This is a genomic window from Saprospiraceae bacterium (assembly GCA_016709995.1).
GTDB lineage: Bacteria > Bacteroidota > Bacteroidia > Chitinophagales > Saprospiraceae > JADJLQ01.
This window is the reverse complement of record JADJLQ010000003.1, coordinates 1-14,446: the sequence shown is the minus strand read 5'-3', so window position 1 is coordinate 14,446 and position 14,446 is coordinate 1. Positions and strand designations below refer to the sequence as shown.

13 protein-coding genes are annotated in these 14,446 nt (G+C 42.1%); 6 read left to right on the top strand and 7 right to left on the bottom strand.

Features of this window, described 5'->3' with window-relative positions; translation table 11 throughout:
* Window positions 1-15: 15 nt before the first annotated feature.
* Genes IPJ09_19270 through IPJ09_19260 form a run of 3 tightly spaced genes read right to left on the bottom strand, consistent with a single transcriptional unit; the run spans window position 16 to window position 3,640 of the window.
* Complete coding sequence (locus tag IPJ09_19270; GenBank protein MBK7373532.1) at window positions 16-2,400, bottom strand: glycoside hydrolase family 95 protein; 2,385 nt, start codon at window positions 2,398-2,400, stop codon at window positions 16-18.
* Entirely contained in the window at window positions 2,397-2,735 is a 339-nt protein-coding gene (locus IPJ09_19265) for a nucleotide pyrophosphohydrolase (GenBank protein ID MBK7373531.1), read from the bottom strand. The genes IPJ09_19270 and IPJ09_19265 overlap by 4 nt, the downstream gene beginning before the upstream one ends.
* Complete coding sequence (locus IPJ09_19260; GenBank protein ID MBK7373530.1) at window positions 2,732-3,640, bottom strand: glycosyltransferase; 909 nt, start codon at window positions 3,638-3,640, stop codon at window positions 2,732-2,734. The genes IPJ09_19265 and IPJ09_19260 overlap by 4 nt, the downstream gene beginning before the upstream one ends.
* 87 nt (window positions 3,641-3,727) lie before the next feature.
* Between IPJ09_19260 and crcB the strand changes: the two genes are divergently transcribed.
* Window positions 3,728-4,096, top strand: a complete 369-nt coding sequence (gene crcB / locus IPJ09_19255; protein MBK7373529.1) for a fluoride efflux transporter CrcB — start codon at window positions 3,728-3,730, stop codon at window positions 4,094-4,096.
* Here crcB and IPJ09_19250 read toward each other — a convergent pair.
* On the bottom strand, window positions 4,093-4,818 hold the full coding sequence (locus IPJ09_19250; GenBank protein ID MBK7373528.1) for an esterase family protein: 726 nt from the start codon (window positions 4,816-4,818) through the stop codon (window positions 4,093-4,095). The two genes, crcB and IPJ09_19250, sit on opposite strands and share 4 nt — an antisense overlap.
* Window positions 4,819-4,911: 93 nt before the next feature.
* Between IPJ09_19250 and IPJ09_19245 the strand changes: the two genes are divergently transcribed.
* From IPJ09_19245 to IPJ09_19230, 4 genes are all read left to right on the top strand, one after another.
* Complete coding sequence (locus IPJ09_19245) at window positions 4,912-5,862, top strand: hypothetical protein (GenBank protein ID MBK7373527.1); 951 nt, start codon at window positions 4,912-4,914, stop codon at window positions 5,860-5,862.
* 117 nt (window positions 5,863-5,979) lie between these two features.
* On the top strand, window positions 5,980-6,444 hold the full coding sequence (locus IPJ09_19240; protein ID MBK7373526.1) for a cupin domain-containing protein: 465 nt from the start codon (window positions 5,980-5,982) through the stop codon (window positions 6,442-6,444).
* Between the two features lie 120 nt (window positions 6,445-6,564).
* Window positions 6,565-7,413 (top strand): DUF1080 domain-containing protein, encoded by an 849-nt coding sequence (locus IPJ09_19235; GenBank protein ID MBK7373525.1) that lies wholly within the window; start codon window positions 6,565-6,567, stop codon window positions 7,411-7,413.
* 99 nt (window positions 7,414-7,512) lie between these two features.
* Window positions 7,513-8,346, top strand: coding sequence for a GMP synthase (locus IPJ09_19230; protein MBK7373524.1), 834 nt, complete (start codon window positions 7,513-7,515; stop codon window positions 8,344-8,346).
* A 32-nt stretch (window positions 8,347-8,378) separates the two neighbouring features.
* On the opposite strand, the gene IPJ09_19225 is transcribed toward IPJ09_19230, so the two are convergent.
* Window positions 8,379-9,980, bottom strand: coding sequence for an outer membrane beta-barrel protein (locus tag IPJ09_19225; GenBank protein MBK7373523.1), 1,602 nt, complete (start codon window positions 9,978-9,980; stop codon window positions 8,379-8,381).
* On the bottom strand, window positions 9,970-10,530 hold the full coding sequence (locus IPJ09_19220) for an RNA polymerase sigma factor (GenBank protein ID MBK7373522.1): 561 nt from the start codon (window positions 10,528-10,530) through the stop codon (window positions 9,970-9,972). The genes IPJ09_19225 and IPJ09_19220 overlap by 11 nt, the downstream gene beginning before the upstream one ends.
* Window positions 10,531-10,883: 353 nt before the next feature.
* On the opposite strand from IPJ09_19220, the gene IPJ09_19215 reads away from it, so the two are divergent.
* Window positions 10,884-12,176, top strand: a complete 1,293-nt coding sequence (locus IPJ09_19215) for a hypothetical protein (protein MBK7373521.1) — start codon at window positions 10,884-10,886, stop codon at window positions 12,174-12,176.
* A 1,733-nt stretch (window positions 12,177-13,909) separates the two neighbouring features.
* On the opposite strand, the gene IPJ09_19210 is transcribed toward IPJ09_19215, so the two are convergent.
* Complete coding sequence (locus IPJ09_19210; GenBank protein ID MBK7373520.1) at window positions 13,910-14,296, bottom strand: hypothetical protein; 387 nt, start codon at window positions 14,294-14,296, stop codon at window positions 13,910-13,912.
* Window positions 14,297-14,446 lie beyond the last annotated feature (150 nt).

The following is a 14,446-nucleotide window of genomic DNA, read 5'->3' as shown; positions in this document are numbered from 1 at the left end:
TTGAAGGCAAAACGGTTAAAAGGTAATTGTAATCCATTTATTGGCTGGCAAGCTAACTAGTTTAGGCGTGTTTTCGTATTGGAAGGTCTTTTCCTGGCTGATCGCTGATTTGCATTTTGCTTTCACGAGGCGACCTGCTTTCCAGTACAAATTTACAGTGATATTGCCTCTTGCTTTGAGCCCCTTTACAAATCCCTCCTGCCAGGCAGCAGGCAAGGCAGGCAACAACTTGATCTCATGCTGGTGGCTTTGCAGAAGCATTTCCGCGATACCGGCAGTGCCTCCAAAATTGCCATCTATCTGAAATGGGGGGTGCGCATCAAAAAGATTGGGATAAGTGCCTCCACCAGCCATTTTGATTTCGTTTTTATCTGCCGGATAGTAGGTCAGTAATTTTTGAATCGCATCATAGGCTTTATCTCCATCCAGTAGCCTGGCCCACATGGAGATCTTCCAGGAGATAGACCAACCTGTACCATTATTTGTACGCCGAATCAAAGACTGCCTGGCCGCTTCAAACAACTCTTTATTATCCGGGGTGATCGAATAGCCCGGATATACTCCAAATAAGTGAGATAGATGCCTGTGGGTGACTTCTGCATCATCCCAATCGTGATACCACTCTTGCAAATAACCTCTTTGACTTATCTGATAGGGATAGATTTGAGTCAAAGCAGCAGACAAGGAGTCACTGAAGCCTCTATCCATTTGCAGAATCTTTGATGCATTGATCACATCGTCAAACAATTGTCTGATCATCGACAGGTCGGCAGTACCACCATAGAGTGTGGACGCTTTTAATCCCTGATCGGTGATATAGACATTTTCAGGTGAAGTAGATGGGGCTGTGACTAAAAACCCTTTCGGATCTCGTACCAGGAACTGTAGGCAAAACCTGGCAGCCTCTTTGAGTAGTGGATAGGCGGTCTTTTTTAAATAATTGTCATCTTTTGTATACTGGTAATGTTCAAATAAATGGGTGGATAACCAGGCTCCACCGAGTGGCCAATTGGCCCATTGCGGACTTCCATTGCCAAAATCGCCAACCGGATTGGTCATGGCCCAAATATCGCTGTTGTGGTGACAAGTCCATCCACCGGTATTATAATATGTTTTTGCTGTGACCTTGCCGGTCTCTGCCAGGTTGGAGATAAAACTCAGCAACGGAAGATGTAGCTCACTCAGATTGCAGACCTCCACCGGCCAATAATTCATTTCAGTATTGATGTTTACGGTGTAATTACTACTCCATGGAGGTCTTACATTTTCATTCCAAAGTCCTTGAAGATTGATAGGTACTCCCATGGTACGGGAGCTGCTGATCAAAAGATATCGACCATAATTGAAGTATAAAGATATGAGGCCCTGATCGGTAGAAGTAGCCGTGTTCTTGCGCATTCTGTCATATATATCCAGGCCTGGAGCGGGAGCGGCATTTAAGGACAGCTGTACGCGGTCATACAAAGCAAGATAATCCGCCTGGTGTCGCTTGAGGAGGGTTTTATAATTGTATTGACTTGCATTTTGCAAATATTTTTTAGCTAGCCCTACTTCATCTTTGCCGGCTTTGAAAGGATCCTGATCGAATCCGTTAAAACTGGTAGCCATGCTCAAGCGGATCTCAGCTTGAGAAGCATTCGTCACGACGATAGTAGAATCCTGATAATCAATCTTTCCATCTTTAGAAGTGATTTGGACCTGGGCTGTATATCTCGTTCCCCGGCCTTCTACATAACTTACAGCATCTCTGACCTGTAAGTAATTGGGTTGAGACCTTACGGGTGCTCTTCCCAGTAAGATCAAACTATTCTGATCCATTTTAGTACGGTACTGAAGTGAACTATTCATATTGATACTAAAATTCATTTTGTCAGGACCTTTCGAAGCCAGTTTGATTACGATCAATTGATCTGGATTGGAGGCAAAATAAGATCGTGAATAGCTGGTAGTACCTGCCCTATAAGTCACTGCAGCAAGTGACTTTGCAAGATCCAGGGTCCTTTTGTAATCTGTCGTAGAAGCTCTATGGTCAAAATGTAGAAAAAGGTTCCCCAGTGGTTCGTAAGCACTGGAAAAATTCCCCTGTAATTTTCTCACCAGGGTATCTGCTGCAGCATAATCTTCATTGAACAATGCTGCCCGCACTGCAGGAAGGTGTCTGTAAGCTTCCGGATTGTTATAAGGATTTACAGGCTCCCCCGACCATAGGGTGATATCATTGAGCGAAAGTCGATCTGTGTCGATGCCCCCATACACCATAGCTCCGATACGGCCATTTCCGATAGGCAATGCTTCTTCAAAGTGGCTGGCCGGTGTGCGATACCAAAGTACCTGCTCCTGGCTTATACCAGGTATATTGCATCCGAGGATGATCAGTAAAATTTTAATGCGATTTATCATTTCAGTTTAGGATTTGATTGATGTCTTACATGATCACGGATGCCTTTATGTTTCATATTGTCTTCGATGGCTTGTTGCAGATCGATATCGCATTGATTTGCTATGCAAGTCAATACAAAGAGTACATCGGCCATTTCAGCGGCAAGGTCCTCTTTTGCGTGAACCGCATCTTCTGGTTTTTTAAAAGATTGATCGCCGTATATCCGTGCCATGAGCCTGGCTACTTCTCCGCATTCCTCAGCGAGGATGGCGGTATTGGTCAGTTCAGAAAAATATCTGACACCAAAGGTTTTTATCCATACATCTACCTCGTGTTGAAGTTGGTTGATCGTCATAAAATGGCATTTGAATTAAAAACAGAATAAGCGAATCTTTTATAATAATTCTTTGCTTTTATCCAGTGAGGAATGACAGGTTCTGGCAAGACTCCACTAAATTTAAATCCGCGTCTAAGGTAATACCGGATAAAAGTACCGGAGGTCATTTTCCATTTGGATAAAAACTTTCTATAACCTGGATTTTTAATCACTCTTTTGACAGAAGTAGAACCGAAATGATACACTTTGCTTTTGCCCAACCCAATAAATAAGCGCATTCCATGTACCCATAATTTCATCGAAAAATCAGGATCAGAATACATGCCTGGAGAAAACTCCTCACTATAACCTCCTACTGCTTTCCACCAGCTTTTGTGCACAATATTGGGTGTCCAGGTAGCACCACTCCAATCATTCATTGATAAGGCATCGTAACCTGACAGTAAGTTTGCTTCATTAAAACTCCCAATATTTCTACCATAATCCTTTTCGATCACACAATTACTATCTGTTTGGGATTCTATACAAGTAGATGAAATAAAAAAATCATTGTGCCCTATGGATTGGATCTCATCGCTGATGACCTGATCCCATCCGGGACACACATACATATCATCATTCATATACAGTATGTAATCCGTACAGCTCAAGAGACTGCACCGATTGAGCCCGGTGCATACGCCAACATTGGTATCGGAATGAGAATATTCGATATCGGACTGAGCTTTGACCCAATCGAGCGTACCGTCTGATCCGTCATTTATATGTAAGATGAATTGGTGTTTGTAGGATGAGTTTTCCCTAATGCTTTTTATACATAATTTGAGATATTCCAGATTGTTCCAGGTTGGAATCAATATTGAAAATTTATAAGACGGATCTAAATTATCGGATGCCGGGGATTTAAGGGTATCACTTACCATTCGAAAACACTTTTTCTAATATTCCTAAAAATAGAGCTTATAAGCGAATAAAGTAATTATTTTCGTGCTGCTCAGTCTGAATCAAATATGAACTTTAATTATTTATTATCCGTAGCGCTTGGTGCAGCTTTGGGCGGCGTGGCAAGATACCTGCTATCCTTCGCCATTCAACCGGTGCCGGATCGTTTTCCCTGGGCGACCTTTATCGCCAATTTAACAGGCTGCCTGTTGATAGGTATGCTTGTACCTTGGTTGACCAAATCGGATAGCTCGATGCAGACCCGATTGTTTTTGACCACCGGATTTTGTGGTGGATTTACGACTTTTTCCAGTTTTTCAGCGGAGACCTTTTTACTATTGCAACGAGGGCATCTGCCCATGGCGTTGACCTATGTGCTGAGTAGTCTGATTGGAGGAGTATTGCTCACGTGGGTTGGATACCGGATGATCGTCTAATTCACCACCATCCAGTTCAGAAACAAAGGCATCACCCGCGACCAGGTCTCTACATCGTGACGACCACCTTTTTCAATATGAAAATGCATATCCCGGTTTTTGTGATACCCCTTTGCATGTAAGACCTCTATCAGATCAAGTGTATCATCTATCGCATCGATGATCCCATTATTATTCCGATCAGCGGTTTCGTCCTCAGTCCCTGCCTGAAACCAAAATTTAAGAGCTGGTTTGACAGGGGCATGCCTTACTTTGTGATGCATCAGTCTGTGATGTGGATCATCCTGTATCAGGTCAGGATTGCGCCACCAAAGTGAACCTGAGAACACGCCAGTCTTGTGAAACAAATGCGGAGCATGCCAGGCTATATCGATGGCACTGAGTCCTCCGAGGCTCCAACCGGCGATAGCACATTGCACCTGGCCACTTAAGGGAAATTGTTGTGCTATCCATGGCATGAGTTCTGCAGAGATAAATTGTGAATAATGGCCAGCTTTGCTACCTCTCCCTGCATAATCAGAGGCCCATTGCACGCCGTATTCTTGTTTTCGCATTTCGCCAGGAGCAGCCGCACAGCCTACCACCAGGGTATTGTGCACGCTTATTTCGGATTGCCCTCTCAATGCTTCGTGAAGTCCCATTTGGTGGAGGTCCTGTCCATCATTGACCAGGATCAAATGGGTATAAGTAGCACGATGGGAAGTATCATTGTAAAAACTCAAATCTACCCCCGATCCAAAAATTTAGAATGAAAAAGATGATTACTTGAATGCAAGGCCGTAATAATTAATTATTTTGGACCAAATTACAAAATTATGAAGAAGATAGGTATACTGCACGGCATGGAAAGTAGTTTTCCGCCAGCTTTTGTGGATAGAGTCAATCAAATGAATATACCCGGCATCACCGCAGAAGCTGTGCGTATAGATAAAGTGGCGCAGGCTTCCCCTCAGGGTTACGATGTCCTTATAGATCGAATATCTCAGGATGTACCCTTCTATAGGGCTATGCTCAAAAATGCTGCCATCACCGGCACAGCAGTGATCAATAACCCATTTTGGTGGAGTGCTGATGATAAATTTTTTAACAATTGCCTGGCTGTCAAGATAGGGGTACCCGTGCCAAAAACCGTGATCCTGCCATCTAAAGAACGGCCGCCAGATACGCAGGAGACCTCTTTTAGAAACCTCGCCTTCCCTTTGGATTGGGATGGCATGTTTGATTATATTGGTTGGCCGGCGTACATGAAACCCTTTGCCGGCGGAGGATGGAAACATGTGTACAAGATCAACGATAAAGACGATTTTTTTGAAAAATATGGTGAGACCAACCAGTTGGTCATGTTGCTCCAGGAAGAAATTCAGTTTGAAGGCTACTATAGATGTTATTGCATCGGTCGAAAATATGTCAAAATCATGCCTTACGAACCTCGCAATCCTCATCATCTACGTTATGATGCCAGGATGCCCGATGATCCTAAACTCATAGAACTCATCAAATCCTATGTGCTCAAATTGAATGAATACCTCGGCTACGATTTTAATACTGTCGAGTTTGCAGTCAGGGATGGTATTCCTTACGCCATTGATTTTTGCAATCCTGCTCCGGATGCAGATTTACATTCTGTCGGGCAGGAGAACTGGGACTGGGTCGTCGAACACGCTGCCAAATATGCTGTGGAACGGGCTCAGGAACATAAGCCTGGGGTAGACAATTTGACCTGGGGTAAATATATCCGACAAAGTATTGGACAGGTACCACTTTAATCTGTATTGATTTTCTCCTGTTCAATTATGAAGCAAGCTCAGGAGAATCAAATATATAATCACATGAAAAAACCTGGTGTAGATGGCAATCTAATAATGTCTCTAATTTAATGATATATGAATTACGATAAAGATCAGATCCAAAAAAATGCTGTTGAAGATCATGATGGCATCCTCACTATCAGAGGTGGAGGCCCACGGAGAGATTGGAATGGCATTCATTACAAACAAGGTATGTCTGCAAAAAATGTTGGCACAACCAAACTCTCAGCCAATATAGCGACGATACCACCTAGTGGCGTGGCTTATGCGCACATTCACGTAGATTTTGAATTGATCTTGTACATTATACAGGGAAGAGTGCGACATGAGTTTGGCCCTGGCCTCAAAAAAATAATCGAAAACGAAGCAGGCGATTTTATTTACATCAAACCAGGGGTACCCCATGAAGTTTTTAATATGAGTGATACGGAACCCGTCGTAGCCTTTGTAGCCCGATCGTCTGCCGAAGAATGGGATAATATTATTCCTTATGACCGCAAGCAGGACAGCTATACTGAAGGTAGACCCTTAATGCTCTGAAGTAGTTCAATGTTAATAGCAAATTTCAGGTAGTAAGTTTACGAACCCGAAGGACCCAGTTAGTGAGAATAACCCATTTTATTTTAATGCCTGTTCAATTAATAAGCTAAATTCATACTCATGAATCTTAAAGCATTATTCGGTATTTGGATCTTAATGGTCAGCTATACCTCCCAGGCTCAATCAAAAAAGGACTGGAAAAAACTATTTAATGGTCGCAACCTGCAGGATTGGATAGTCAAAATCCATCATCATGATTATAATGAAAACTACGGCAATACATTCAGCGTAGAAAAGAAAAAAATCAAGGTGAGCTATGATCAATATGGTGAGTTTAATGAGCAATATGGACATCTGTATTATAAGACTCCCTTTGCTTACTTCCATCTGAGCATGGAATATCGGTTTTATGGGGACTTGCAACCCGGGGCACCTGATTTTACCTTGCTCAACAGTGGAGTGATGTACCACTCCCAAGATCCGGCTAGCATACCAAAGGAGCAAGACTGGCCCATCTCAGTTGAAATGCAATTTCTGGCCGGCTTAGGTGACGGAAAGCCCAGACCTACCTGTAATATGTGTTCACCTGGTACCGAAATAGAATACCAAGGCCAAAAATATCCTGGTCATTGCCTCAATTCGACCAGTCCTACCATCGATAAAAACGAATGGGTGAAGGCCGAACTCATTGTATATGGTGACTCCCTGATCCAACACATAGTCAATGGCAAAGTAGTGCTGGAATATAGTCATCCATCCATGGGGGGTGGAGTAGTCAATCGGTATGATCCAGCCTTCTGGAATCCAGGCAAACCTTTGAAAGAAGGATTTATAGCACTACAAAGTGAAGGCCAGCCGGTGGAGTTTAGGGATATCAAATTATTAAATCTAAAAGGGTGCATGGATCCTTCTGCCAAAAACTATAAAAATTATTATGTGGGAAACGATGCCAGCAGTTGCAAATTTTAATATATTACATTTAACACATATATATAATTCAGATTTTCATATGTTTAAATTACTATCCTTGTACTTATCTTTGCATAGATTCACCAACCTAAATTATTGATGCTGGCATTAGACCGTGAAGGCATACGAATAGCCATATTGGATTTATACAATGGGGAGCCTAACGAAGGCATACGCTGTATCTATGACCTTATAGAATCTTTCTCGCGGGAAGTAGACATGGAGATCGTCACAGATACCTTTGCGATCAGGTATGAGGAGGAAGTACCGGATTTATCTTATGACATATATATAAGTAGTGGGGGCCCGGGCAGCCCATTGGACACCCAGGGTATGCCGTGGGATAGCAAATATTTTGAACTCATAGACTCGATTGAGGCATCAAATAAGTTGGCCCATACTTCTAAAAAGTTTGTCTTTTTTATCTGTCATTCATTCCAGATGATTTGCAGGCATTATGATTTTGCAGAGATCAGCCAGCGGCACCCATCTTCGTATGGTATCATGCCTGTCAAGTTAACGGTATCAGGAAGGTCCGAGCCTATATTTGACCATCTCCCTGACTCTTTTTATGCTGCAGATTTTCGTATGTACCAGGTCATCAGGCCAGATGTGGAAATCATGGATAGACGAGGATTTACCTTATTGACAGAAGAGACCACGACTGCTCCGGATACCCATGACCGGGCATTGATGGCGATTCGATTTTCAGATTATTTTATTGGTACTCAATTTCACCCTGAGGCTGATCCTGCCGGTATGCTCGTGCATTTTAATGGCGCAAAAAAACAACCCATTATTCAAAATGTAGGACAGCTAGGTTATGACGAAATGATGGATCATCTGAGAGATCCACTCAAACTCGCACGAACAAGATCAACTGTATTGCCTAATTTTTTACGGATGGCTGCTGCTCAATTGGAATTGGTGTAAAAGAGCAGATTGTTTTTCTGATTTATATTATTTTAAATCTTAGTTCTCAGACCGATCTCCATAGATAGTGTCTTGAACTGATCAAAATTGGGACCAAACTGTCTGCTCAATAATCTCTGACCAAAAGTAATCTGAGAATATATATCTGCGGTAGAGTTAATCTTCCATTCTAAACCAGTGGAACCCTGGGCATAAACTAACACCCTTCTTTTATCGAATTTTGTAAACTGATCCCTGGCTTTACTCAGTATATATTCTTGTTGAGCAGTTAAATCAGCATTCTTAGAAGTGAAAGTTCTGGCCAATTTGGATTCAGCTACGATATCATAATTGGCCCTCGTGATAAAATTAGCATTCAACCCGACTTGAGCATAGGGCCTAACACGGCTATCCTTTTTTGCAGCATACCTAACCGATAGGGGCATCTCTACGATTTCATACTCAATATTAGCAAAATCTGCATTGTAATACGGGTCTATATAATATTTACGATTGGGAGAATAAGCACGATTGGCATATCCTATACCTGTCTCCAACCCAAATTGTTTCTTGCTATATAATGCTTTAAACCCGACGCCATATCCCGAAGAATGTACCGTCTTCGCTTTATAAGGTGCCTGCTCACCCAATACAGACACTATCTGATCAGGAAAATAAATCTGATTATAATCCAAATGGGTATACATACCTACTTTCCAAACACCTTTTTTGATAGACTTAATCGTCATGGAAGGCAAGGATTGATTGGAGAAACTCACCCCAGGCACATTTCCTGGGATGGCGTCAAATAAAGTACTAGCCAGATCCTGTCCGAGTATACTATTTTCAGCAGATATCACATTAAGATTGATTTTGTCCTCTGAAATCTTACGAGCAGCAGATGTTCGATCAATATCGCTTCTTAAACTTGCCAGGTTAAAAATGTCGCGAATTGAACCAGTACCCGATGTTGAAAAATTGACTACCGCATCTATCATCGCAGGTGAATCTTTAGTCGGCAGGCTCTCAGTCAATCTGCCTGTATTGAAATCGCCTTTTTTAATTGACCCATTCAAAGGTGTAGTCAAATGATAGGTTTGGGCTTTGGCGGTAGAACCCGATACTTGCGGTCCAGCGAGATCCCTGGAAGCGACTTCCTGATTGATTTTTGGAGTGGCTATATTTTCGATTTCTGACTTCACCTTACTGGATTGACTCATCTGAAATAAAGTGATGACCAGTAAAAAGAACACTACTGCTTCTACAAATTTGGCTCGATAATAATGCCTGATATATCGCTCTTCGGCATCAAGGCGTGCCGCTAGCTTTGGCCAGGAAGCCGCATCATATTTCCTCCTGAGGTCTCTTAGGGAGTTAGAGATTTCTTTGTCAAATTTTTGATGAACAACTACCGGTTCTTCCTCAGGTGTATCTATTTTATCAGCCAGCACATCCCAACTCGTGGGATCATAGGCTACTTTAAAATCTTTTAATCCTTCTCTCACCAATGCATCCGCAGAAGCATCTTCAAATATATCTTCTTCCCCTTTTTCAATGGCCGTCAGCATGAATAAATCCCATGCACGAGCATCCATCTCAACGGAAGGATGTTCAATCTTTTGTTTTATAAAATTATCAAATGAATTATTCTCCATGTATTTTGCCTTTACCCAACAATATCTCCTTCAACTTAATCCTGGCTTTTACTAAATTGGATCTGGAAGTACTTTCTGTAATCCCCAATTGTTCGGAGATCTCCTTGTGAGAAAATCCCTCTACTACATATAGATTGAATACTGATCTATAAGCAAAAGTGAGTTGCTGTATAGATTTGAGTATTTCACTTTCACCACATCGACTCACTGCATCTACATCAGCTGTACTGATGGCATAGGCTTTGTCGATGTTTTCAGTGCGCCTCCTGGTCTCTTTTCGATAATAATCTATCGAAGTATTGACCATGATGCGCCTGATCCAGGCTGAAAGTGAGGTGCCTGCCTGGTATTTGCTGATATGTCTGAAGACTTTGATGAATCCCTCGTGAAGGATATCCATCGCATCTTCGTCCGTATTGGCATATCTCAAGCACAGCCCCATCATGCTGCTGTAGTAGTCTTCGTACAATTTTTTTTGAGCCCATCGTTCATTGCGAACACAAGCATTAATAAAATCGTCTTCTGACTCGATAGGAATAGTTATATCCATGACCCTTGGATTTAGTAGATCCAAGTTAAGGTTAAACGGTGGATCCCAGATGCATGCTGCTAGATTTTTAAAAAATTTAACCTTTTAGGCAAAATCAAGTCATATGAATACTTCTTATCATTTCTTATAAAAATGATTGTCCCAATGCGGTTTGGTGACAACACAGCACATTAGCTATCTTTTTAACCAAAAAACAATACATCAGCGACTATTATGGCGTAAATCAATCATTACTTCAATGATATATTTTAACTGGGGGGTAGCTCAGAGGGGTTTCTCCATGATCTGTTTCTCATTAAATTTTTCAGATAACAATTTTTCTTAATATGTTTGCCCCGGAAAATTAAATATACATGGCTAAAAAGCAGAATCCACCATTCATACCTGTCCCTAAAGGCTCAGAAGGCATCAAGATCACCAGTTTGAACAGTATGTATGAGTCCTATTTTCTGGACTATGCCTCTTATGTCATCCTAGAGCGAGCAGTACCGGCTATGGAAGATGGCCTCAAGCCGGTGCAGCGCCGTATCCTGCATGCCCTTTACGAGATAGATGACGGCCGGTACAATAAAGTAGCCAATGTCATAGGCCAGACGATGCAGTACCATCCACATGGCGATGCGGCCATCCGGGATGCCATGGTCAACCTTGGTCAAATGGAGCTTCTTATCGATCCCCAGGGCAACTGGGGTGATGCTCGGACCGGAGCTTCTGCGGCTGCACCCAGATACATCGAAGCCCGACTTACCAAGTTTGCCTTGGAAGTCATCTTTAATCCTAAGACCACCTCCTGGCTATTGTCCTATGACGGCAGAAAAAGAGAGCCTGTCACACTGCCTGCGAAGTTCCCTATTCTTCTTGCTCAAGGTGCCGAGGGCATCGCGGTAGGACTTTCTACGAAAATTCTTCCTCACAATTTTAATGAAATCATCGACGCAGCCATCAAATATCTTGAAGGTAAAAGATTTAAACTTTACCCTGATTTTCAGACTGCAGGTAGTATCGATATCAATGAATACAATGACGGCCAGCGCGGAGGCAAAGTCAAGATCAGGGCCAAAATAGAAGCTGTAGACAAAAAGAATCTGATCATCACTGAGATTCCTTATGGTACGACGACGACTTCACTGATAGAAAGTATCCTCAAAGCTAATGAAAAAGGAAAAATCAAAATCAAAAAAATCACAGATAACACCGCGGCGGAGATAGAGATAGCCATCGAATTACAGCCGGGAGTATCTCCGGATGTATCAATAGATGCGCTCTATGCTTTCACCGATTGCCAGCTCTCCGTCTCTCCCAATGCCTGTGTGATTGTGGACAAAAAACCAATGTTTTTGACAGTCTCCGACATTCTGCGAAGCACGGTAGATTCAACCAAAGAGTTGTTAAAACAAGAGCTGGAGATCAAAAATGCTGAACTCAACGAACTCTGGCACTTTGCCAATCTTGAAAAAATATTTATTGAAAACAGAATCTACCACGAAATAGAGGAATGTGAAAGCTGGGAGGAAGTCATCGAGACCATACATACGGAGCTTAAAAAATATATATCTACTCCTTCGGAAAAGCTTCAGCCAAAGACAAAGGTTAAAACTCTCCAGGGAAATCACAGACGAAGATGTAGCCAAGCTCACGGAGATTAAAATCAAACGAATCTCAAAATACAATACCTTCAAAGCAGACGAACAAATCCGGGAGACTGAAAAAAGCCTGGAACAAATACGACATGATCTCCATCACCTGACGGAATATACCATCTCCTGGTTTGAGCATCTTAGAAAAAAATATGGTGAAGGAAAAGACCGCAAGACGACCATCTCCGAATTTGAAACCATCCAGGCCAATACAGTAGTAGCCAACAATACAAAGCTATATGTCGATGAGAAAGAAGGATTCATAGGTTGGGGCCTCAAAAAAGATACCTCTACCCTGGTGGGAGAATGCAGTGATATCGATGACATCGTGGCTTTCCGCAGAGATGGCAAAATGAAAGTCTCCAAAATGGGCGAAAAAGTATTTATGGGCAAAGACCTTCGCTATGCCAACGTGTGGAAAAAAACAGATGATCGCACCGTCTTTAATGTAATCTATGTAGATGGCGATAGTGGCAAAGCGTTTGCCAAAAGATTTCAGATCGGCGGCGTAACCAGAGACAAAGAATATGCTATCGCTTCTGATCACAAAGACTCCAAACTCATCTACATCAGCGCTAATCCAAATGGAGAATCTGAGATCGTGCAGATCCAACTTTCCCAGGGTAGCACTGCCAAGAAAAAACAGTTTGAATTTGACTTTGCCACTATGGAAATCAAAGGAAAAACCTCTAAAGGCAATACCGTGACTAAATACCCGATACGCAAAGTTGAGTTGTTGGAGAAAGGCAAGAGTTCTTTGGGGGCACAACCACTTTGGCTGGATGAGTCCACCGGCAGGCTCAATTCCGAATTGAGGGGAATCACCCTTGGCGAATTTGATACCGGCGATCTGATCCTGTCACTTTGGAATGATGGATCTTACCAACTCAATACTGTGGAGATGAGCCTTAGGTTTAATGTGGACGAACTGATCTGGATAGGCAAATTTGAGCCTACCTGGCCGATAGACGCTATCTATTATGATGGAGATAAAAAGTGGACGATGGTCAAACGATTTTTGATAGAAACCACGACTACCTCTACTCGGTTCAAATTTATCACTGACCACAAAGATTCAAAATTATTATATGCTCATTGTGGAATAGACCCCGTCGTGGAATACAGCTGGAAATCAAAAAATCAAAAGTTTACCAAAGACTTTAAGATCAGCCAATATATCGATGTAAAAGGATGGAAAGCACTTGGCAACCGACTCAGCGAATTTAAGCTCCTCAGTGTAAAAGTAAAAGAGGATGCTAAGTCAAAAGCTGTCGATAAAAATGACATTGAGTTTGAGATCATTGCCCCGGTGCAGAAAAAACTTTTTAAACAGGCAATTAAACTCGATGATATGATCCCTAGTTTTCTTCAATCGCTAAAGGCATCCGCCATCGAATATAATCTAATCCATAATTTCTATACCATCCGGCTTAGCAGGTCCTACCTTCATATTACGATAATGCAGGTAAACAACACAACCAAAAAATCAAGCCAGCACCCATGAGCGGTAGGATACTGCGCAAAGAGATTTGATCATACCTGGCAATACCCAAAATCAACATCATGACCATCACACCCAAACCACCCAACGTAAAAATGGCTGGGATCAACCAAGCATATTTTTATCAAAATGACTTGAACTGGTTCTACGATCAATAAACAATGACTTGATCCTGTCATACTCCCAACATAATAGGTACAAATTGGCTATTGACATCATGATGGTCACCAACCATGTACCTTTAAACCCAACTGAATTGGTCAGTACGGTAATGTTTAAAATAATAGGAAAAAACAATAGCGCCCCCTACATGAGCTGTACGCGGCAATAATAATAAAATGGAGGCAGTCAACTGGCACCACCCTATAAAATCATAATAATACCCTGTCTCATATAATGCCTTGAAATAAGCCCCAACCGGATCCATAGCACTGATACTGGTAAATGGTTTATGCAGAATTTTTGGCAAGCTGGCTGGAATAAAGCCAATAGCCAGGATACACCGGGTGAAAGCGGTAAAAATCTGAAGCCAGGTATTTTTATGAATCCTGGCATGCAATAGATCCAAAGATTGTTGCGATCGTCTTGCAAAGGTGCGAAAGCGTGAAGAAGTCTGATCGTTTTTCATTTTGACAATCATCTGTTAGTAATACTTCGGGGTGGTAAATTTCGTACTCCTAAAGCCTCGGGGGACACAAAAGGGCAAAGTAGTCCTGATCGTTTTTATATTTTAATGCAGCTACATGAAAAGTTGTAAAAGAAAAATTCCGGTGAAAAA

Excerpts from the sequence above, each read along its gene's own strand:
- IPJ09_19225 (MBK7373523.1), bottom strand. The coding sequence starts at position 9,980 with ATGGAGAATAATTCATTTGATAATTTTATAAAACAAAAGATTGAACAT.
- IPJ09_19270 (MBK7373532.1), bottom strand. The coding sequence starts at position 2,400 with ATGATAAATCGCATTAAAATTTTACTGATCATCCTCGGATGCAATATA.
- IPJ09_19260 (MBK7373530.1), bottom strand. The coding sequence starts at position 3,640 with ATGGTAAGTGATACCCTTAAATCCCCGGCATCCGATAATTTAGATCCG.
- IPJ09_19240 (MBK7373526.1), top strand. The coding sequence starts at position 5,980 with ATGAATTACGATAAAGATCAGATCCAAAAAAATGCTGTTGAAGATCAT.
- IPJ09_19210 (MBK7373520.1), bottom strand. The coding sequence starts at position 14,296 with ATGAAAAACGATCAGACTTCTTCACGCTTTCGCACCTTTGCAAGACGA.
- IPJ09_19230 (MBK7373524.1), top strand. The coding sequence starts at position 7,513 with ATGCTGGCATTAGACCGTGAAGGCATACGAATAGCCATATTGGATTTA.
- IPJ09_19235 (MBK7373525.1), top strand. The coding sequence starts at position 6,565 with ATGAATCTTAAAGCATTATTCGGTATTTGGATCTTAATGGTCAGCTAT.
- IPJ09_19245 (MBK7373527.1), top strand. The coding sequence starts at position 4,912 with ATGAAGAAGATAGGTATACTGCACGGCATGGAAAGTAGTTTTCCGCCA.
- IPJ09_19265 (MBK7373531.1), bottom strand. The coding sequence starts at position 2,735 with ATGACGATCAACCAACTTCAACACGAGGTAGATGTATGGATAAAAACC.
- IPJ09_19215 (MBK7373521.1), top strand. The coding sequence starts at position 10,884 with ATGGCTAAAAAGCAGAATCCACCATTCATACCTGTCCCTAAAGGCTCA.
- crcB (MBK7373529.1), top strand. The coding sequence starts at position 3,728 with ATGAACTTTAATTATTTATTATCCGTAGCGCTTGGTGCAGCTTTGGGC.
- IPJ09_19220 (MBK7373522.1), bottom strand. The coding sequence starts at position 10,530 with ATGGATATAACTATTCCTATCGAGTCAGAAGACGATTTTATTAATGCT.